Origin of the sequence: Bacillus sp. FSL R5-0712, from assembly GCF_038593285.1 — a bacterium.
GTDB lineage: Bacteria > Bacillota > Bacilli > Bacillales > Bacillaceae > Bacillus > Bacillus safensis.
Genome location: NZ_CP151981.1, coordinates 685,931 through 706,376 on the forward strand (window position 1 = coordinate 685,931; position 20,446 = coordinate 706,376).

Sequence of the window (20,446 nt, forward strand, 5' to 3'; positions counted from 1 at the left end):
GCTCATTGCTGAGGTTTTAAAAAATTAGTCAGGAAAGATACCGCTTTCTTAGAAGAAGATCGTGCGAAGCGGTGTGGCAATAGTAAAGGAGAAGATGTATTAAGATGCAAATTGATAAATTAAGGGGCAAAAGCTTAGATCAGTTATTCAACTCCATCTTATCCCTTAAAGACCTGGAAGAATGTTATCGATTCTTTGATGATTTATGTACCATCAATGAAATCCAATCTTTATCACAGCGTCTTGAAGTAGCGCGTATGCTTCGCGAGGGAAACACGTATCATAAAATCGAGACGGAAACAGGTGCAAGCACTGCAACTATCTCACGTGTTAAACGCTGCTTGAACTACGGAAACGATGCCTATACGATGGCTCTTGACCGCGTAGCAGAACAGCAGGAAAATAACGAAACAAAATAAAGCAGCTTTCACTGTAAACAATCCTTTTTACGAAAAATGGACTTGTTTGCAGTTTTTTTATGAAAAGGCGGGCAGGGGCTGATAAAGTGCCTCTGTTTTTTACTTTAGCTCGCCCATAAACCATCTTTCTCCCTCATAGGAGATGCCTTCTTCGCTTGAGATGATTTCCTTAAACTCTACTGCTTGCAAACTTTATACGAAAAATGTCTATAAAAAAAGGTGCGTTTCCGCACCATTTCGAGCTAGACAGATGGCTGTGTGCCTGAGAACATAGGCACTTCGCTTGTCTGGCCATTCTCTTGTCTAAAAATAATATGTTTTTCATTAAAATGAATAGGCGATTCTATTCCCGCAGCTGCGGATAAGTTAAACAAACCTTCTCTAAGAGACAGGATATAATTGCACACTCGGTATTTTTTTTCTTCAATTGATAAACCCTTTTGCAGCTTTGGATCAGTCGTGGCGACCCCGACTGGGCATTTATTCGTGTGGCAGACTTGGGCGCGAATGCATCCGACTGAAAACATGAGACCTCTGGCAATATTCACAAAGTCAGCTCCCATTGAAAGGGCAATCGCAATTTTATCAGGCGAGAGAAGCTTGCCAGAAGCAAAGAGCTTCACTTGATCTCTGACACCGTATTCTTTCAATATTTGATGAACCATGGGGAGTGCCGTGAAAATCGGAAGCCCTGCGGAATCTGCCAATTCATGAAAGGACGCCCCTGTACCGCCTTCTCCGCCATCCACTGTAATGAAATCAGGGTGTTTCCCGCTTTTTTTCATATAGCTGGCAAGCTCTTCAATATTTTCTTTATGTCCGACAACAAGTTTGATTCCAACTGGCTTTCCGCCTATACTCCGAAGCTGTTCAATGAAATCAAACATGTCAGGAATGGAGTGGAACATCTCAAAGCGGTTTGGGCTGTCAATGGATTGGTGAGGCGGTAATTTACGGATATTCGCTATTTCTTCCGTCACCTTTTCGCCGTCAATATGACCGCCGCGTGTTTTTGCTCCTTGTGCCAGCTTGAGTTCAAAGGCTTTGACTTCCTCGTGTTCGCTTTTTTTCTTGAATTCTTCAAAGGAAAATGCGCCATCCTCTGTTCTAACGCCAAATAAACCGGGCCCAATCTGGCAAATGATATCTGCGCCGCCTTTGAGGTGATAAGGAGAAAGCCCGCCTTCACCTGTGTTCATCCACGTCCCGCCGGCCATTTTTAATCCTGAGGATAGAGCTGTAATCGCCCTGTCGCCTAAGGAGCCGTAGCTCATGGCAGATTGACCGATCAGTCCTTTCACATGGAAAGGCTTTTGACATGTGTGTTCGCCAATGACTTGTACATCCTCTTGATGGAGAAAGAAAGGATTTGCTTCGACTTCTTTGAAATGTTCACTTCTTCGCAGTAAATTGTCTTGATCAATCTGATACACTTTTGTTTTAATTTTTTCAGATTGATCGATTCGTAGTTCATCTCGCTGCTTTGGAAACAGGACGTTTCGAATGTAATAGCCTGGCTTGTCAAAATCACGTTTTGATCCAAAGCCCATCGTCCGGCTTTTGTACTTCCCTGACATGACTGCCTGCTCGTATTCTCTTCTTGAGAAGGGCAGCTCCTCTCGGTCATTCAGAAACAGATATTGGCGAAGCTCAGGTCCTATTTTTTCAAAAATAAACCGCAGCTTTCCAATGACCGGATAATTTCGCAGAACTGAATGTTCCTCTTGTTTTTCATCCCTCATCCAAATCCAGATCAATAGAATGATTGGGATGATCAAACAAATGACTAGCAATGCGCCGATGACAATTAAAGTTGTTGTCATGAAGATCCCCTCTTTTCTCTTTCATTGCTGTTGTTATTCCACTTTTTAATGAAAGAGAAACCACACCAGCATATTGTGACGTTTAGAAATGAAAAGGCGGGGTAACTTACAAATAAGATCATAAGGGGAGGGAACATACATGAATAAGCGTCCAAATGCGTATGTACTTGCAGGATTAGGGGTTGGAGGAGCTGTGTTATTAGCGGTAAAAAATAAACAGCATCTGAAAAAATGGGCAAGCATGTTCCGGTCAGATGAAAAGATTCCTGAAAAAGCCGGCCACCCAGATCCATTAGATATCCAAGACAACAAGATGGTCGACGAAGGGGCCATGACATCCGTTCATTATTTTAATGAAGTGAGACAATAGTTTGAAAAAACCGTTTTGAAAGATCAAAACGGTTTTTTTCTTGTGATGTTATAGCGAAGAGGATCGACAATAGTAAAACCGATCAGCCCATTGTGATCAGGTGTTGAGAATTGGAATTCAACGCCTGACAGTTGATAGGTTGAGAGAATTTCCTGATCCGTCAAACGTAAAGAAAGCTCATCCTCATATACCGGTACGTTCCGCAGGACCTTGGATTCTTCTGCAAATAACTCCAAGCCAGCCACTCGGCCCTCTTTGTCGATATCTACATTGACACATTCATTGACATCTAATTCAATGGTTTCTTTGATTTTCATATGCTCCGCTTGCGGGGTGATATAGATGTATCCGATGTCTATATTTTGTTCATATGTGATCGTTCTTTTCAATGGGGTCACCTGTTTCATTTTAATTTTAACTGTAGCTAATTAACGAGATTTGAAATTATGAATGGGTATCGAAAATAAATTAAAGAATATCAATTATTATAATAAACTAAAATTAAGAACATAGCAGGATGTGCAACGAATGTATCTTTGTATATACTTTAAAGGGATAAATTAACTATATTGGAGATGAATTATAAATGGCGGATTTGTATTTTTTTGAAAAAATGTCTGAACTGAGCCATATAGTACTTGTGTTGTGCGCATATGCTTTTTATTGGAGACTTAAGAAAACTAGAAATGAGAGGAAGCTCACTAATTTTGAACTTTTTCTAAAATATTTTATTTTATTTGGAGTATTAACTTGGGGAATCTCATTTGTGGTTTTAACAGTCTCATAATTCTGCGAAAAAAGTCGAATTAGCACTATTTATGTAAAAACAACTTATTTCTACCTTAAAACGAAAAATAAACTAACACTATATGTTATTATCAAAAATGACCATAAAATCAAATTTATGGTTTTTTTGTAGGTTATTTTAAGGAAAAGGGGAGTTTATACATTGATGAAAAAATTATTTGTATTCACATTGGCTTTATTACTTTCTATTGCAACAATAGTGCCAGTAGCATCAGCTGAAAATTCAGTAAATCCTGAGGCTGGATTGAAAGGGTTAACAAAAGAACAAATTGAAAAATCTGTAGCTGAAATAGAGTATATCTTTACTAAAATTCTAGTATTTGATGACGAAGCAGGTTATGTTGTTAACGAAAAGGAATTAGAAAAAGCTTCATACCCAGTTTATCAAAAAGAAGGCATGATCGCTTTTGCGAACTATATGAATCAACAAAAAGGTATTGCTACTACACAAAAAAACACTGTTCAACGTTGTCTTGAAGATGCTCTTGGTATAACCAAGGGGGCTTTAAATCAGGTTCAAAAGGCTATTGAAAAAGGTGAATGGTTAAGTGTTCTAGGGTTCCTAACTTTAACTGGAATTGCGGTATCACCTCCTGTATTATTTGGCTTTTTCTTGCTATGTGGTGCACCAACAGCACAAGTTGCTCCACTTGAAAAATAAAAAAAATGTGTTCATTTATTAAGAAAGCAGATGCTTAGCATCTGCTTTTTTGTTTCTAAATCTTTAAATCACGCCACCCATTTTCAAAAGAATGAAACTTTTAGCTAAAGGAGGTTACCCATTTTTTGCAGACACTGATTTTGTTATAATATTTAAATGGAATGAAACGAATGGAGGAACGTTTTTCATGTATGATGTTACCGAGTGGAAGCATGTCTTTAAACTCGATCCAAATAAAGAAATTTCTGATGAACAGCTAGAAGCGATTTGCGAATCTGGGACGGATGCCATATTGATTGGCGGAAGTGATCATGTGACAGAGGACAACGTGCTTCAATTGATGTCAAAAGTCCGCCGGTTTCTAGTGCCATGTGTGCTCGAAATCTCCACACATGAGATGATTGTGCCTGGCTTTGATCTGTATTTCATCCCGACCGTTTTAAACAGCTCTCACCCTGACTGGATTGTTGGGCTCCATAAGGACGCGATGAAGGAATTCGGTGATTTGATGTCAATGGAAGAGATTGTGCCTGAAGGTTATGTCATCTTAAATGAAGAGTGTAAAGCGGCCAAGCTCACAGAGGCAAATACAGCGCTGGATATCGATGACGTCAGGGCATATGCGAGAGTGGCAGAGCATTTGATGAAGCTGCCCATTTTTTATCTGGAATACAGCGGAACGCTTGGAGACATAGAGCTTGTCAAAGAAACAAAAGCAGTGCTTGATGAAACAGTTCTTTTTTATGGCGGCGGCATCGAGAACGCTAAGCAGGCAAAAGACTTCTCCCAGCATGCAGACGTCGTGGTTGTAGGAAATGTCATTTATGACAATTTCAAAGAAGCATTAAAAACAGTGGATGCAGTCAAAAAGTCATCATAGTCAAATAAGACGAAACGGGTTAAAATAGAACATAAGTTCGAATTGGCGGTGAATGGAATGAATGAAATATCGAATCATCTATTAGAAGGGCTGAATGACGCACAGAAAGAAGCAGTCAAAGCAACAGACGGTCCTTTATTGTTGATGGCAGGAGCAGGAAGCGGGAAGACACGGGTGCTCACACATCGAATTGCCTACTTGATGGCAGAAAAGCATGTGGCTCCGTGGAACATTTTAGCGATTACATTTACAAATAAAGCAGCACGTGAAATGCGTGAACGTGTCCAAGCTATTTTAGGGCCTGGCGCTGATGACATCTGGATCTCTACGTTCCACAGCATGTGTGTCCGCATTTTAAGACGTGATATTGACCGCATTGGTGTAAATCGCAACTTCTCTATTTTAGACACATCTGACCAGCTTTCAGTCATCAAAAACATTTTAAAAGAACGGAATATCGATCCTAAAAAGTTCGACCCGCGCAGTATTTTAGGATCAATCAGCAGTGCAAAAAACGAACTCATTGACGCAGAGGAATACGCCAAAACAGCTGGTGATTTCTATGATCAAGTGGTCAGCGATGTCTATACAGATTATCAAAAGCGTTTACTCAAAAACCAATCACTCGACTTTGATGATTTAATTATGATGACAATTCGTCTGTTTGAGCGCATTCCTGAAGTGTTAGAGCACTATCAGCGGAAATTCCAATACATTCATGTCGATGAGTATCAGGATACGAACAGAGCACAGTACATGCTTGTGAAACTGCTCGCGCAGCGCTTTCAAAATATATGTGTTGTCGGTGACTCGGATCAGTCTATTTATCGCTGGCGCGGAGCGGATATTACAAACATTCTCTCCTTTGAAAAAGATTATCCATCCAGTGAAGTGATTCTGCTTGAGCAAAATTACAGATCGACGAAACGCATTTTGCATGCCGCAAATACGGTCATTCAAAACAATGCAAACCGGAAGCCGAAAAATCTTTGGACAGAAAATGATGAAGGAGCGAAGATTGCCTATTATCGTGCAGATAATGAATTTGGTGAGGGTCAATTTGTCGCAGGAAAGATTCGTCAGCTTCATCAGAGCGGAAAGCGCAAATTATCCGATTTTGCGATCCTTTACCGGACAAATGCCCAGTCTCGTGTCATAGAGGAAACGTTAATGAAAGCCAACATTCAATACAACATTGTCGGCGGCACAAAGTTCTATGACAGAAAAGAGATCAAGGACATTTTGGCATACTTACGCCTAGTGGCAAACCCAGATGACGATATTAGTTTTGCACGAATTGTCAACGTACCAAAGCGCGGAATCGGTGCGACATCTGTTGATAAAATTGCAGCATATGCGGAGATGAATGACCTGTCTATGTTTGAAGCACTTGGTCAGGTGGATTTCATTGGACTGAGTGCACGGGCAGCCAATGCGCTTGATGAGTTCAAACAGCTCATTGATCAAATGACGAACATGCAGGACTATTTATCTGTCACTGAATTAACAGAAGAAATTCTAGAGAAAACAGGCTATCGTGAAGCGCTGAAGCTCGAAAAAACGATTGAAGCACAAAGCCGCTTAGAAAATATTGACGAGTTTCTATCCGTCACTAAGAACTTTGAAGAACAAAATGAAGACAAGTCACTTGTGACCTTCCTGACAGATCTCGCCCTCGTCGCAGACATTGATAAGCTGGATGAGAATGAAGAAGAAGATCAGGATGCTGTCATCTTAATGACACTTCACGCCGCAAAAGGTCTAGAATTCCCTGTTGTTTTCTTAATGGGAATGGAGGAAGGTGTCTTCCCGCACAGCCGTTCATTAATGGAAGATGCAGAGATGGAAGAAGAGCGCCGCCTCGCTTATGTTGGCATCACACGGGCTGAAGAAGAGCTTTATTTATCAAGTGCGAAAATGAGAACACTTTTCGGCCGGACAAACATGAACCTTGAATCTAGATTCATTCGAGAAATACCAGCCGATTTATTGGACAACCTAAATGAGAAAAAAGAAACAAAAACACCGTTTGGCCAAACAAGAGAAAGACCGCAAAGACGGGGACCTGTCTCACGTCCGCAAACACAAACGATTCAAAACACAGGCGGCGGCAGTATTGGCTGGGCTGTGGGCGATAAAGCGGCCCATAAAAAATGGGGCGTTGGTACGGTTGTGAGTGTGAAAGGCAGCGGAGACAGCACAGAGCTTGACATTGCGTTCCCAAGCCCTACAGGCATTAAGCGTCTTCTCGCAGCATTTGCACCAATCGAGAAGCAATAAACTGATAGGACTGACAAAACGGATGAATTGAAAGGAAGAAGCAGATGGATAAAGAAGCAGCGAAACGCCGGATCGAGGAACTGCACCAGATTTTGAATCAATACAACTACGAATATCATACACTTGATCGTCCAAGTGTTCCTGACGCTGAATATGATGCGCGGATGCGTGAGCTGATCTCTTTGGAGGAAGAGCACCCTGACTTAAAAGCAGCAGATTCTCCATCACAAAGAGTAGGCGGTGCTGTTTTAGACGCCTTTCAAAAAGTGCGTCACGGCACACCAATGCTCAGCCTTGGGAATGCGTTTAATGAACAGGACCTTCTTGATTTTGACCGCCGGGTTCGTCAAGCAGTCGGTGACGATATCGCATACAATGTCGAGCTGAAAATTGATGGACTCGCTGTTTCTCTCCGCTATGAAAATGGCGTGTTTGTCCGAGGAGCGACGCGCGGCGATGGAACAACGGGTGAGGATATTACTGAAAATCTCAAAACGATTCGTTCCATCCCGCTTAAAATCAAACGCCCTCTGTCGATTGAAGTGAGAGGCGAGGCATTTATGCCAAAACCTTCTTTTGAAGCATTAAATGAAAAAAGAATTCAAAACGAAGAAGAGCCGTTTGCAAACCCGCGTAATGCGGCTGCAGGTTCACTTCGTCAGCTTGATACGAAAATTGCAGCGAAACGAAACCTTGATATATTCGTCTACAGTATAGCGGAGCTTGATGAAATTGGTGTTGAAACGCAAAGCGCAGGACTTGATCTTCTCGACGAACTTGGCTTTAAAACAAACAAAGAAAGACGGATGTGCCAAACGATCGAAGAAGTCATCGACCTCATTGAAACATTAAAAATAAAGCGTGCCGATTTTTCATATGAAATCGATGGAATTGTCATTAAAGTCGATTCACTCGCTCAGCAGGAAGAACTCGGCTTCACAGCAAAAAGCCCGCGCTGGGCGGTTGCGTACAAGTTTCCGGCTGAAGAGGTCGTAACGAAGCTGCTTGATATTGAACTAAGTGTCGGACGTACAGGCGTGATTACACCAACAGCGATTCTTGAGCCTGTCAAAGTAGCAGGGACGACAGTTCAGCGTGCATCTCTTCATAATGAAGATTTGATCAAAGAAAAGGATATTCGCTTGTTTGATCAAGTGATTGTGAAAAAAGCCGGCGATATTATTCCTGAAGTCGCAGGTGTCCTTGTCGATCAGCGTACAGGCGAAGAAAAGCCGTTTCACATGCCAACTGAATGTCCAGAGTGTCATAGTGAGCTGGTGCGAATCGAAGGCGAAGTGGCCTTGCGATGCATCAACCCAGAATGTCCTGCCCAAATACGTGAGGGGCTCATTCACTTCGTTTCCCGTAATGCAATGAATATTGATGGGCTTGGCGAGCGGGTCATTACACAGCTCTTCAAGGAACAGCTAGTCTCTCGTGTGTCCGACCTTTACCGTTTAACGAAAGAAGAGCTCATTCAGCTTGAACGAATGGGCGAAAAATCTGTCGACAATTTACTGCGTTCGATTGAGCAGTCAAAAGAAAACTCTCTTGAGCGTTTACTATTTGGACTCGGCATTCGATTTATTGGATCAAAGGCGGCAAAGACCTTGGCGATGCATTTCGAAAACATCGATCAATTAAAGCAAGCAACGAAAGAACAATTACTTGAAGTCGACGAAATTGGTGAAAAAATGGCTGATGCCGTCGTCACGTACTTTGAGAAAGAAGAAATACTCGATCTGCTGAACGAACTAAAAGAGCTTGGAGTCAATATGACCTATACAGGGCCAAAGCCGGTAAAAGCAGAAGAAAGTGATTCCTACTTTGCAGGAAAAACCATTGTGCTGACAGGAAAGTTAGAAGAAATGGCGCGAAACGATGCAAAAGCAGCGATCGAAGCGTTAGGCGGCAAGCTGGCAGGTAGTGTGAGTAAAAAAACAGATCTAGTCATTGCCGGAGAAGCAGCGGGGAGTAAGCTGACAAAGGCAGAAGAACTCAATATTGAAATTTGGGACGAAGCTAAAATGCTCGAGGAGCTAAAGAAATAAGAGGAGTGTTTTCTATTGAAAAAGTTGTTATTGCTGCTGACAATGCTCACACTGGTATTGTCAGCGTGTGCACCTTTTGGGGGAAAGGAAGAGGAAGAGGTCACACAAAAAACGGATGAAACGAAGGAAACAAAGGAAACAGCCATCATCCCGATGTACAATATCTCAGACTCCTATTACAAAATGGTGCTGCCGTTTAAACAAGGAGCTGCGAGAGGTTTAACAGCGGAGCGTCTCAACACACGCTTGGACATTGATGAATTTGAAACAGGACTCATGCGCCTCGCAACCGAGTCATTTAATACGAACGACTATCTTTTCCAAGAAGGACAGCATTTAGATGAGGATACCGTTCTCAGCTGGCTGGCACGCAAAAAAACAGGCAGTGATCTGAAAAAGGCAGAAAAAGATGATAAAGACTTTAAGAATCTAGGCTTGAATCCTGCTCTTCCAAACTCAGGTTCAACAAAGTCTAAAAATGAAAATAGTCCCATCTACTTAGCTTCGATGCTAGAGCATAATTACTTAATTAGAAAAGATAAAAACAGCTTACAGCTTGGCGGAGTTGTCATTGGTCTTGCACTGAACTCTGTTTATTATTACCGTGAAAAGATCGGTGACCCACAGCAAGAGGTGACCATCGATTCATCGAAAAATTCAAAGAAACTTTTGGCAGAGGGTGAAAAAATCGCTGAACAAGTGATCAAGCGCATTCGTCAAATGGACGGACTGCAAAAAGTGCCTGTCATGATTGCCCTTTATAAGCAAGCACCAAAATCATCTATCGTTCCAGGTAACTTTATCGCCAAAACGGATGTGAAAGCAGGCTCCGCTGATATCGGAAATTGGGATACGATCGATGAGGAGAATGTATTCTTCCCTTCAGATAATGCGAAAAGCAGCTACAAAGATGATTCAGAGCGATTTGACCGCTTCAAGACAAAGGTCGAAGACTACTTCCCGAATTACACTGGTGTTGTAGGAAAAGGCTTTTACAAAAACGGCAACCTGCAAAAAATGAAAATCGAAATTCCAATGCAGTTCTATGGAAAAACGGAAGTCGTAGCCTTCACACAATATTTAACCGGTGAAGTCATGGATTACTACAAGAGTACCAATATCGAAATCAACATTACATCTTCTGATCAACAAGAAGCCTTGATTACGAAAAATGCTGAAGACAAAGAACCGACTGTTCATATATATGACTAAATAAAAACCGCCTTTTGGCGGTTTTTTAAATTAGTAAAAATGTATCAAATTATGAAAATATTGTTATAAAAAGTAGAAGTGTAGAAAATAATGTATTATTATGGGTGATAATGAAGAGAAAATGGAGATAAATATGAAAAACAAATCATTTTACTTTTTATTAGGGGGACAATCCCTAGCTAATTTCGGGGATTCACTATATGTCCTCGTTCTGACCATCCTGACATACCAATTAACAAATTCTACACTAATTGCTTCAATGGTGGCTGTCTCCCAGTTTGTTGGACAAGCACTTGGAGCGGTACTCATTCCTTTCTTTATGTATCAATTTAAGCTGAAAAGACTCATTATCTATTTGCAAATGTGTCAAATTGCTTTCTTCGGTTGCTTGATTTTCATTTATATTTTACAACTATCAACATTTACTATTCCTCTCTTTTTTATCATTGTATTTTTCCTTTCTTTGATAGATGGGGGAACCATTCCTGTTCGAAATTCGATGATCCCGCGTTTAGTAGAAAAGAACTTTTTACTAAAAGCCAATAGCTATATCTTAACTTCTGACCAAATTGTCCTTTTACTAGGATGGCTTTTAGGAGGGCTGTTTATTGGCATTCTTGGGCCGCAGTTTCTCCTCATTACGACACTTGTTTTATATAGTTTGTCGCTCATATCTATGCTTTTTATCATTGATACTGGGGCTGTAGCTAAACTAGAGCAACAGTCTGAATCATTTGGTACACGAATCTTTTCTGGCTGGAAGATCATGTATGAAAAGCCAACCATTCGAACATTAACGATTTTAGAAATGCTGTCCATGAGCGGCAGAAGTATCTGGACTGGTGCTATTATTCTTGTGTATGTCACTGAAGTCTTACACCAGCCTGAAACATGGTGGGGCTTTATTAACGCAAGCTATTTTGGCGGAACCATTCTAGGCGGTCTGCTCGTGCTGCGGTTCGCAAAGCATGTGGAACAGCGTTTGTTTGATCACATTTTTTACAGCTCGGTGATCGTAGCTCTGCTAACCCTGTGCTTAGGGTTGAATCATTCAGCATGGATGAGTTTATTGTTTGTCTTTTTATTAGGGCCGGCTTTTCAGCTTCGCAGTATTTCTATTCGTACCTATGTACAAGATACACTGAGTCAAATTGAATTGCCTAAAATACTATCAGCCCAACATACACTATCGACTTTTATATATGGAATGTCCATCCTCGTTATGAGCACCATGACCGATCTCTTTGGGGCAAGAGTCGTCTTTTTTATCAACGTTGTCCTGTTTACTGTGTCGGCTTTCCTAGCGTCTAGATTAAAAAATGAACAAATTTAGACAGTTTATCTCAATTATTTACAAAAATACCATTATGTGATTTAATAAGTTCGTAGAAATGTTAACTATATGAAAAGTAGAGGTGGCGTAATTGACTAGTAGTTTAGTATATTGGCCATTAACACATCCGCAGCGGCGCGTGATGAACATGGAAACATTTTATCCAGAAACACCAATTAATCATATTGGCGGTATTATTTTCGTCAATGGGCCGTTGCAGCTCGATAAACTGAAGCAGGCCATTGCAACATGTATCATGACGACAGAATCTCTTCGTCTCAAGCTAGTAGAGAAAGATGATGAGATGCTTCAATACGTTGATCCAAACGCCGATCATCATATTCCTGCCTATGAGTTTTCCACACATAAAGACATGCTGGAATGGGCTGAAAAAGCCTTCAAAACACCATTTCAATTACTAGAAACCTCTCTCGCCGAATTTGCTGTATTAAAAGTCGGTGAACAACAATCCGGTTATTTCATCAAATGCCATCATACAGTAGCAGATGGATGGTCGATGAAAGTAATCATCGATAAAATTAGCCAGCTTTACACTGCTCTTACACAAAGCTCCTCTATCGAACAAGAAGCAGACAATCATTCTGTTTTTATTGATAAAGAATCAAAATATATGAACTCCCCAAGATTTAAAAAAGATCAGCAATTTTGGAAAGAAACATTATCTGATGTGTCTGATAGTTATTTGGTACAGGGAACTGACCAAATCAAAGGCCATCGGCAAAGCCATTACCTTGATCGCCAACTCTCAGAACGAATCTATGAATTTATAGATACCCATCATTGTTCAATCAACTCTTTATTTACTTTAGGACTCTTCGTTTACTTGCATAAAAGATACCAGCAAAAAGATTTTATTATTGGGACGCCAGTTCTCAATCGTTCCGGGCAAAAGGAAAAAGCCACGTCCGGTATGACCGTTAGCACAATGCCATATCGAATGAAGATGAACCCTCATTTATCTCTATTAGAAAGTTTGTCAGACGTTCAAAAAAGCTATAAGACTTACTTCCTGCATCAGCGTTATCCCTATGACGCACTTGTCAAAGATTTAGAGCTTGCAAAGGCAGGATATGATCAGCTTTTTCAAATCTATATCAACTCCTACAGCACAAATATGGTGCAGGAGATGGAAGGATACAAAGTGGAATACATGGAGCTTTACAATGGATTCCAGCCATATGGCTTGCAAGTAGCTGTGAAAGAATGGGATGAAAAAGGGCAAATCGAGCTGCAATATGACTACAAAATCTCAGATTACAGCAATGAAGACATCAACTTTCTGCATGAAAGGATGCTTCTTTTTGTCGAGAACATACTTACCCAGCCCAAGCAGCTCTTAAAAGACGTACTGCTTATGACAGAGGAAGAGGAACATCGAGAGCTATATCAATGGAACGACACAGGCGTGCTATTCCCACAAAAGCAAAAAATTCATGAATTAATCACAGACATGTCAAAGACTTCTCCTGATCGAATCGCGATTCAGGACGGCTCTCATATCATGACATACGGTGAACTTGAGAGAAAAACCAACCAAATGGCGCATTTCCTGCAAACACATGGCTTACAGAGACATGACTTTGTTGCAATATGTATGAATCATTCACCAGAACTGATTGTACTATTGCTGGGGATTTTAAAGGCTGGAGGTGCATATGTACCGATTGATCCTGAGTATCCGCAGGAACGCATTCAGTTTATTTTGGATGACAGTCAGGCAAAGCTGTTTTTTACAGATCATGCATCTGCATACCATTTTAATGGTGATACGTACAATATCTACAACGTGTGGGATCAGTTGGATCCGTATGATGTGGAACATTCATTCATTGGAGATGATGAAGACGTCGCATACATGATTTATACGTCTGGTTCTACAGGACAGCCAAAGGGAGTGATGATTGAGCATCAAAGCTTAGTGAACTATATCATGTCTGCCAAAACAAACTATACAGATTCAGAAGATGACCATTTTGCTCTGTATTCGTCCATTGCATTTGATCTAACCATTACCTCCATTTATACGCCATTGGTTATTGGCAGTACAGTAGTCATCTATCGTCAAGAGGATCAGCCAGGCTTTTTATTAGAACATATTTTGTTTGATCAAAAAGCAAAGGTGATCAAGCTGACACCAGCTCATATGGCACTGTTAACAGATGCTGCACTGTCTCAGTCAGTGGTTAAACGGATGATTGTAGGAGGAGAACAATTATCGACTTCTTTGGCTAAAAGAATTACTGAGGCAAGTGATGGAAGGATATCCATCTTTAATGAATATGGACCAACTGAAGCAACCGTTGGCTGTATGATCCATCAGTTCCATCAAGATGATGGCGGGACATCGGTGTCAATTGGAGTGCCGATGCCGAATACAGAGATTTATCTTTTAGATGAAAATCAGCAAGTGGTGCTGCCAGGGACGATAGGAGAAATATATATTTCAGGCGCGGGTGTTGGAAGAGGATACTGGCAAAGACCTGATTTGCAGAAATCACGTTTTCTGCCCAATCCATTTGTAAGTCATCGCCGCATGTACCGAACCGGTGACATTGCGAAACGTGCAAGTGATGGAAAGATTGAATACATTGGCCGGATTGACCATCAAATCAAGCTTCGGGGCTACCGGATAGAGCTGGGTGAAATCGAACTTGCGCTTATGGCAATCGATGAAGTGGATAAAGCAGCTGTCATTGATCTAACTGATGAATCTGGAGAAAAACAGCTGGCTGCTTATATTGAATTGAAAGATGAAGAGCTAACCTCCTTTTTACTAAGGAAGAAATTATCAGATCAGCTGCCAGCTTATATGGTACCTGCCTATTTTGTTGTATTAAAAGAACTCCCGCTTACCCAAAATGGAAAAATCAATCGGGCAGCACTGCCTGATCCATTGTTGTCTCAAGTGGAAACAGCTGTTGAATGGTCGAAGGAAACAGCGGACATTGAAGGGATGATAGTAGACACAGCAAAAACTATCTTAGGGCATGAAAAGGTCGAACCGGCTGATCATTTTTATCAGCTTGGCGGCGATTCCATAAAGGCGATTCAATTTATTGCGAAGTTAAAAGACAAAGGACTCTATTTAAAAACCAAAGATCTATTTACTTATCCCATTTTTAGAGAAATGGCACAAGTCGTTCAGCAGGAACCAGTCTTACATATCTCACAAGAACAGGCTGTGGGCGATGTGAAATCGATCCCAATCATCGAATGGTTTTGGTCCCAGCGGTTAAAAGATAAACATCTCTGGCATCAATCTATCATTGTTCATTCAAAGAAAAAGATGGATGAAAGAATCGTGCAGAGTGCTTTAAAAGAGCTGGTCATTCATCACGACGGATTAAGGTTAAAAGTACATGAGGCGACAAACACCCTCTATTATGATGAAAACATTCAGGATATCCCGCTGACGATACACGATTTTACGGCATTGTCAGAAGAGAATGTGGAAGAAGCGCTGCAAGAAGTAGGATGTCAGATCAAGCAAAGGACTCATCTTTATCAAGGACCATTGATTCAGGCAGCGCTTTGTCAAACTGCTTCTCAATCACATCTCATTTTTGCCGCCCATCATCTTTTAGTTGATGGTATGTCTTGGCAAATTCTTGTGGAGGATTTGATTCAATTATTTCATGCAGAGAAGGGTTCAGCAGAAGTGCTTCCGCCAAAAACTCATTCATATCAAACATTTACAGAGCGGGTTAACGAGTATGCAGTATCAGAAGATGTAAAAGAGGTGTTCAACTATTGGAAAAATGTGGTTCAGGGTATTCAGCCTCTGTATCAAGTTTCTTCTAATGAGGGATATGTCAAAGACGAAGTCAAATTAACGAAGGCTTTATCTGTGGAGCTCACGGATCAATTGACCAATCAAGCGAATAAAGCGTACCAAACGCAGCCTCACGAACTGTTAATTTCAGCCTTAACGCAAGCCTGTTATCAGCAAACGAATCAAAAACGGATTTCTTTGGAATTAGAAGGTCATGGCAGAGATGCTGTGGAGGAAAATATTGATGTATCTAGAACGTGCGGCTGGTTCACCACCATGTATCCTGTGAATGTTCATGTTTCTGAATCACTCTCAGATCACATACGGGCTGTCAAAGAAACGATACGTGAGGTGCCGAATAAAGGTGCAGAATATGGGCTGTTGTCATTCATCAATAGGCAGCTTCCTGATCATTCAGCGCCGCAATTACGGTTTAATTATTTAGGTGAAATCGATCAGGTGCTTAAACAATCATCTGATTATGAGATGTCTTACTTTACATCGGGGATAGATTCGTCATTGGATAACCCGTTAACAACCGTCATCGATATGGTCGCTACCATCAAGGGCGGTCAGCTGATTTTCCATCTTTCTTTCAGCGAAAAACAGCTGTGTGAAACAGATATGATGCAGCTATTGCAAGAGATAGAACAGCAAATTGAGCGTATGGTACAGCATTGCTTAGAACAAGAAGGGATCGAATTTACACCGTCTGATTTTGAAACAGTTGATATGTCTCTTGAAGAAATGGATTCATTATTTACATGAGGAAAAATCAGCATGTTATCTACATTTCATTTTTGTTAGCTGTCTTATGGATAAGCGGCTTTGCCGGGGGGACACATGCAAAAGCAGTGATTTCATCTAAAGCCATTGATCAAGTGATAGAGGAACAGATGGAGCTTGGGCGCATTCCCGGCATGTCCGTTGTGGTTGTGAAAAAAGACGAAGTGGTGTACCAAAAAGGGTTTGGCTATGCGGATCAAAAGAAAATGAAGAAAGTGACAGCCAGTACTTTCTTTGAAATTGGTTCTACATCAAAGGCGTTTACCGCTCTTGCTATTGTGGAGTTAGAAAAGCAAGGGAAACTTCATTTGAAAGAACCGGTGAGCAGCTATATTCCAGGCTTTTTTCCAACATACCATGGAAAGTCTCAGCGTTTGACGGTGGAGCAATTAATGCATCACACAAGCGGCATTCCCTTTCAATCCATTGCACTTATCCAGCCAGATCATGCAAAAGATGCGCTAAAGAAAACAGTCCATCAACTGAAATCAATTGAGCTCCATCACAAGCCTGGCAGCTCCTTTGAATATGCCACCATCAACTATGATGTTCTTGGTCTCATCATTGAAAATGTGACAGGAACGTCATATGAGGCATATATGAAAGGACTGTTTAAAACGCATCATCTTAACCAAACAGAAGCTGGGCTAAAACGCATGAAATCTGGTGTTGTTTCAGAAGGATTTAAACTGCATTTCCTTGCTCCACATGCTTATGAAGCACCAGAATATCGAGGCAACACCCCTGCAGGCTATATTGTGATGAATAATCAGGATGTGGGGACTTGGCTGCAATATCAATTGACCGATTCAACTTGGTCTCGTTTTGTAAAAAATCCTGATCAGTTAACTGTGAAAGTCCCAGAAGAAGGGGAGCATGTCTATTACAATGCCGGCTGGTATATAGAAAAAACGCATGGGCAGGTGGAATCACTATTTCATGCTGGATCTAATCCGAATTATTCATCATTTTTTCTGATCCAGGCAAAAGAAGACGTTGCTATCGGAGTGTTAGCCAACATGAATAGCAGCTACACAGAGAAAACGGCACGTCTTATTGCCAAAACAATGACGGGTACAAATGAAGAAGCAGAGTCATCCATGGATCCATTTCAGCTCATTGATCAATTGAGTGTGGCAGCCACATGTCTTTTTATTTTGCTGCAAATAGTGTCAGTCGTTCGTTTTATCAAATGGAGGAAACGTGTAAGAAATGGCGTTCTGGTTCGCAGGCACATCTCACTTGGCGTATGGCTGAAAAGTATCGGCTGGGTACTGCTCCTAATTGGGATATTGCTTCTGCCAATGATTCTTTCGCAACTAGCCTTTAAGGGACTGCCTTGGAAAATGACTTTTGTATGGGGACCTTTCTCTCTCATTGAATTAGCGATTTCTTATTATTTGTTTTTCATTTGGTTTTGTACGATTGGTTTCATCAAAGGATTTATGGTGACATCTACTGCTGGAAAGAGAGGACAAGAAGATGACCGTCAAACAGATTTCAGGCATTCATCCTTATAATGATTTGTTTTATCGCAGCTGTTTCTTCAATTGCTTTTTTCCAATTGTGAAGCTGCATGGTCAAGAAGTCGCTCCATATTTATTAAATGATCAATTTGCATATGGACTTACAGAAGACGGTTTGCTACAGATTGACTGGATGTCGGCACACGATCCAGAAAAGATTATGAATTTACAGGGCATTCAAGTTGAAAAAATGACGCATTGTACCAATCTCATTGAAAAGGTCAAACAAGATGTGAGGCGTGACCGCCCGGTGATTGTATGGGTAGACCCTTACGTTCAGCGAGGTAGAAAAGAGTATTTGACAACACATAGCCGTCATTCGATTTTAATCACGGGTTTTCATGAAAATCAGCAAACCTTTCAGGTATTAGAGAATCGTCATTTAGATAATTTGTCGTATGAGCATCAAGTGCTGTCATATGGAGATGTGCAGAAAGGGTATGATACCTTTCATGATCATTTTCAGCCGAATGATCAATTCCATTCCTATGCGGCCTTCCACTTTGATCCGGTCAAGGTCTCGACTGAATTATTTGATCAAAAAACGGCTTATTTCCTGAGAAATATGCATGGTCACATTGACGCAATCGAAAAAGGAATTACAACTCTTGAAACATTTTATGAACAGTTTCCTCAATGGGATGATATCGAGAAGCTCGTAGCATCTTTCAATCAGATCATCAATACGAAGAAAGTAGAGATGTATCGACTGAGACTCATAAAAGGCGATCTACCTGAGCTGTTTCAATGGATGGAAAGTATTTTAGCAGAATGGGAGAAAGCGAGGCATCAGGCAGCAAAACTCTTTTTTTCAGGGGAAATGTCTAGTCGGTACCAAGCCAACATTAAAGCTTCCTTACAACAAATCATCCAAGATGAAAAAAAATGGCTGGAAATGTTGAAAATCAAATGCAAAAGGGAGTGTGGCGTGTCGTGAAGTTATTTTGCTTACCGTACGCAGGTGGAGCAAGTACCGTATTCAGTAAGTGGAAATCATATATAGACCGGTCTATAGAAATTCATGCCCTTGAACTCCCTGGGCACGGGACAAGAATGACAGAGCCTGTGCTGACAAATTTACAGCAAGTCGCAGATGATCTTTATCTACAGGCGTCCTCTTCCTTAAAAGAAGGAGAACCCTATGCCATTTTCGGTCATAGCATGGGAGCTGTACTTGCATACGAATTACAAAAAAGAATGAAAACAAGATTAAACAAAGAGCCTTGCCATGTTTTTTATTCTGGACGCTTTCCACCACATATTCCAGAGAAGAAAGTCTATCATCAGCTGTCAGATGCCAAATTAAAAGAGGCGATTATTGCGATGGGGGGCGTTCCTGAGGAACTTGCCGATAACCATGCAGTGCTTGATTTCTTTCTGCCGATTTTAAGAGCAGATTTTCAGCTTTTGGAGACTTATCAGTGTGATGAAGTCGTTCCAGCTGCTTGCCCAATTTCTATTTTTTATGGTACTCGTGATCTGCCTTCTGTGCTGTTTGATTTAGACGATTGGGATCAATATACAAGCAAAGATTGTGCGTTTTTTGAATTCGATGGAGATCACTTTTTTATTCATTCATTAACAAATGAAGTCGTAGAAAAAATCAATGTCATTTTAAAGCGAATTGGAGTGTTGGAGAAATGAACACGAAACACGTAGGCGTGATTGGAGCAGGTGTGATGGGGGCTGATATGGCATTAGACCTTTCAGCAAATGGCTATCAAGTCACATTGGTTGATGTCACAGAAGAAAAACTAAACGAAGCACTAGAAAAGATCAAGAAAACCTATCAATTGGTGCAATTTGTGAGAAAAAAGAAAATCTCATTGTCCTTAGAAGACGTATTGTCTCAAATTCAGCTATCGACTTCATTTGAAGGCTTACATGACGCACATATCGTCATTGAAAATGTGACGGAAGATTGGGAGATAAAAAAAACCATTTATGAAGAGCTGCGAGATATTTGTTCGAAAGAAACCATCTATTTTGTAAACACGAGCTGCATTTCCATTACAAAGGTAGGATCCCTTATGCATCATCCTGAAAAAGTTATTGGTGCACATTTTATGAACCCTGTTCCTCTTAAAGCGTTAGTTGAGGTGATTAGAGGAAAAGCAACTTCTGATGAAACAGTTGAAACGGCAAAAGGTTTCTTGAAATCCTTTGATAAAACACCTGTTGTGGTGCATGATTTTCCAGGGTTTGTTTCCAACCGTGTGCTCATGCTGACAATCAATGAAGCGATTTGGGCGGTGCAAGATCAAGTCGCGACACCAGCTGATGTCGATAAAATTTTCCGCGGGGGCTTCGGCCATAAAATGGGGCCGCTTGCGACAGGAGACTTAATTGGGCTTGATACGATTTTGAATTCATTGCTTGTTTTATACGAGAGCTACAAAGATCCGAAGTTCCGCCCATGTCCTCTGCTTGTCAAAATGGTCGATGCTGGTGAGTATGGCAAAAAATCAGGTAAAGGCTTTTTCCAATATGACATGTGAGAGGAGA

Annotated in this window: 15 protein-coding genes; 13 read left to right on the top strand and 2 right to left on the bottom strand. The window is 41.0% G+C overall.

The window, feature by feature from the left end; genetic code table 11:
• Positions 1 to 104 precede the first annotated feature (104 nt).
• Complete coding sequence (locus tag NSU11_RS03410; protein ID WP_024424524.1) at positions 105 to 419, top strand: YerC/YecD family TrpR-related protein; 315 nt, start codon at positions 105 to 107, stop codon at positions 417 to 419.
• Between the two features lie 242 nt (positions 420 to 661).
• On the opposite strand, the gene NSU11_RS03415 is transcribed toward NSU11_RS03410, so the two are convergent.
• Positions 662 to 2,242, bottom strand: a complete 1,581-nt coding sequence (locus NSU11_RS03415) for an FMN-binding glutamate synthase family protein (RefSeq protein WP_151040302.1) — start codon at positions 2,240 to 2,242, stop codon at positions 662 to 664.
• A gap of 139 nt (positions 2,243 to 2,381) precedes the next feature.
• On the opposite strand from NSU11_RS03415, the gene NSU11_RS03420 reads away from it, so the two are divergent.
• Entirely contained in the window at positions 2,382 to 2,612 is a 231-nt protein-coding gene (locus tag NSU11_RS03420; RefSeq protein WP_003214314.1) for a hypothetical protein, read from the top strand.
• A gap of 23 nt (positions 2,613 to 2,635) precedes the next feature.
• Here NSU11_RS03420 and NSU11_RS03425 read toward each other — a convergent pair whose 3' ends face one another.
• Positions 2,636 to 3,001, bottom strand: coding sequence for a DUF2283 domain-containing protein (locus tag NSU11_RS03425; RefSeq protein ID WP_024424526.1), 366 nt, complete (start codon positions 2,999 to 3,001; stop codon positions 2,636 to 2,638).
• A gap of 563 nt (positions 3,002 to 3,564) precedes the next feature.
• Here NSU11_RS03425 and NSU11_RS03430 point away from each other — a divergent pair.
• The 11 genes from NSU11_RS03430 (at position 3,565) to NSU11_RS03480 (ending at position 20,439) form a co-directional block, all read left to right on the top strand.
• Positions 3,565 to 4,080, top strand: coding sequence for a hypothetical protein (locus tag NSU11_RS03430; protein ID WP_117612521.1), 516 nt, complete (start codon positions 3,565 to 3,567; stop codon positions 4,078 to 4,080).
• A 187-nt stretch (positions 4,081 to 4,267) separates the two neighbouring features.
• A complete protein-coding gene (locus NSU11_RS03435) occupies positions 4,268 to 4,960 on the top strand; it encodes a heptaprenylglyceryl phosphate synthase (protein ID WP_151040298.1) in 693 nt (230 codons plus the stop codon).
• Positions 4,961 to 5,017: 57 nt separating this feature from the next.
• Positions 5,018 to 7,240 (top strand): DNA helicase PcrA, encoded by a 2,223-nt coding sequence (gene pcrA / locus NSU11_RS03440; protein WP_024426683.1) that lies wholly within the window; start codon positions 5,018 to 5,020, stop codon positions 7,238 to 7,240.
• A 44-nt stretch (positions 7,241 to 7,284) separates the two neighbouring features.
• The gene (gene ligA, locus NSU11_RS03445; protein WP_024424531.1) at positions 7,285 to 9,291 is read left to right on the top strand and encodes an NAD-dependent DNA ligase LigA; all 2,007 of its coding nucleotides are present in this window, start codon (positions 7,285 to 7,287) and stop codon (positions 9,289 to 9,291) included.
• Positions 9,292 to 9,333: 42 nt separating this feature from the next.
• Positions 9,334 to 10,503 carry a CamS family sex pheromone protein gene (locus NSU11_RS03450; RefSeq protein WP_224427106.1) on the top strand — a complete coding sequence of 390 codons (1,170 nt, stop codon included), beginning with the start codon at positions 9,334 to 9,336 and terminating at the stop codon, positions 10,501 to 10,503.
• A 133-nt stretch (positions 10,504 to 10,636) separates the two neighbouring features.
• Complete coding sequence (locus NSU11_RS03455; RefSeq protein ID WP_025092636.1) at positions 10,637 to 11,836, top strand: MFS transporter; 1,200 nt, start codon at positions 10,637 to 10,639, stop codon at positions 11,834 to 11,836.
• Between the two features lie 91 nt (positions 11,837 to 11,927).
• Complete coding sequence (locus NSU11_RS03460; RefSeq protein WP_197202866.1) at positions 11,928 to 16,397, top strand: non-ribosomal peptide synthetase; 4,470 nt, start codon at positions 11,928 to 11,930, stop codon at positions 16,395 to 16,397.
• On the top strand, positions 16,394 to 17,935 hold the full coding sequence (locus NSU11_RS03465) for a serine hydrolase domain-containing protein (protein ID WP_056767557.1): 1,542 nt from the start codon (positions 16,394 to 16,396) through the stop codon (positions 17,933 to 17,935). The genes NSU11_RS03460 and NSU11_RS03465 overlap by 4 nt, the downstream gene beginning before the upstream one ends.
• On the top strand, positions 17,898 to 18,878 hold the full coding sequence (locus NSU11_RS03470) for a C39 family peptidase (RefSeq protein WP_149125919.1): 981 nt from the start codon (positions 17,898 to 17,900) through the stop codon (positions 18,876 to 18,878). Before NSU11_RS03465 ends, NSU11_RS03470 begins: the two co-directional genes overlap by 38 nt.
• Positions 18,875 to 19,585 carry an alpha/beta fold hydrolase gene (locus NSU11_RS03475; RefSeq protein ID WP_056767853.1) on the top strand — a complete coding sequence of 237 codons (711 nt, stop codon included), beginning with the start codon at positions 18,875 to 18,877 and terminating at the stop codon, positions 19,583 to 19,585. Before NSU11_RS03470 ends, NSU11_RS03475 begins: the two co-directional genes overlap by 4 nt.
• Positions 19,582 to 20,439 carry a 3-hydroxyacyl-CoA dehydrogenase family protein gene (locus tag NSU11_RS03480; protein ID WP_149125918.1) on the top strand — a complete coding sequence of 286 codons (858 nt, stop codon included), beginning with the start codon at positions 19,582 to 19,584 and terminating at the stop codon, positions 20,437 to 20,439. Before NSU11_RS03475 ends, NSU11_RS03480 begins: the two co-directional genes overlap by 4 nt.
• The last annotated feature ends 7 nt before the right edge of the window (positions 20,440 to 20,446 follow it).

Bases quoted from the DNA above. Each gene is read 5' to 3' on its own strand.
- NSU11_RS03480 (WP_149125918.1), top strand. From the start codon at position 19,582: ATGAACACGAAACACGTAGGCGTGATTGGAGCAGGTGTGATGGGGGCT.
- NSU11_RS03410 (WP_024424524.1), top strand. From the start codon at position 105: ATGCAAATTGATAAATTAAGGGGCAAAAGCTTAGATCAGTTATTCAAC.
- NSU11_RS03465 (WP_056767557.1), top strand. From the start codon at position 16,394: ATGAGGAAAAATCAGCATGTTATCTACATTTCATTTTTGTTAGCTGTC.
- NSU11_RS03435 (WP_151040298.1), top strand. From the start codon at position 4,268: ATGTATGATGTTACCGAGTGGAAGCATGTCTTTAAACTCGATCCAAAT.
- NSU11_RS03415 (WP_151040302.1), bottom strand. From the start codon at position 2,242: ATGACAACAACTTTAATTGTCATCGGCGCATTGCTAGTCATTTGTTTG.
- NSU11_RS03450 (WP_224427106.1), top strand. From the start codon at position 9,334: ATGCTCACACTGGTATTGTCAGCGTGTGCACCTTTTGGGGGAAAGGAA.
- ligA (WP_024424531.1), top strand. From the start codon at position 7,285: ATGGATAAAGAAGCAGCGAAACGCCGGATCGAGGAACTGCACCAGATT.
- NSU11_RS03430 (WP_117612521.1), top strand. From the start codon at position 3,565: ATGAAAAAATTATTTGTATTCACATTGGCTTTATTACTTTCTATTGCA.
- NSU11_RS03455 (WP_025092636.1), top strand. From the start codon at position 10,637: ATGAAAAACAAATCATTTTACTTTTTATTAGGGGGACAATCCCTAGCT.
- NSU11_RS03470 (WP_149125919.1), top strand. From the start codon at position 17,898: ATGACCGTCAAACAGATTTCAGGCATTCATCCTTATAATGATTTGTTT.
- NSU11_RS03420 (WP_003214314.1), top strand. From the start codon at position 2,382: ATGAATAAGCGTCCAAATGCGTATGTACTTGCAGGATTAGGGGTTGGA.
- pcrA (WP_024426683.1), top strand. From the start codon at position 5,018: ATGAATGAAATATCGAATCATCTATTAGAAGGGCTGAATGACGCACAG.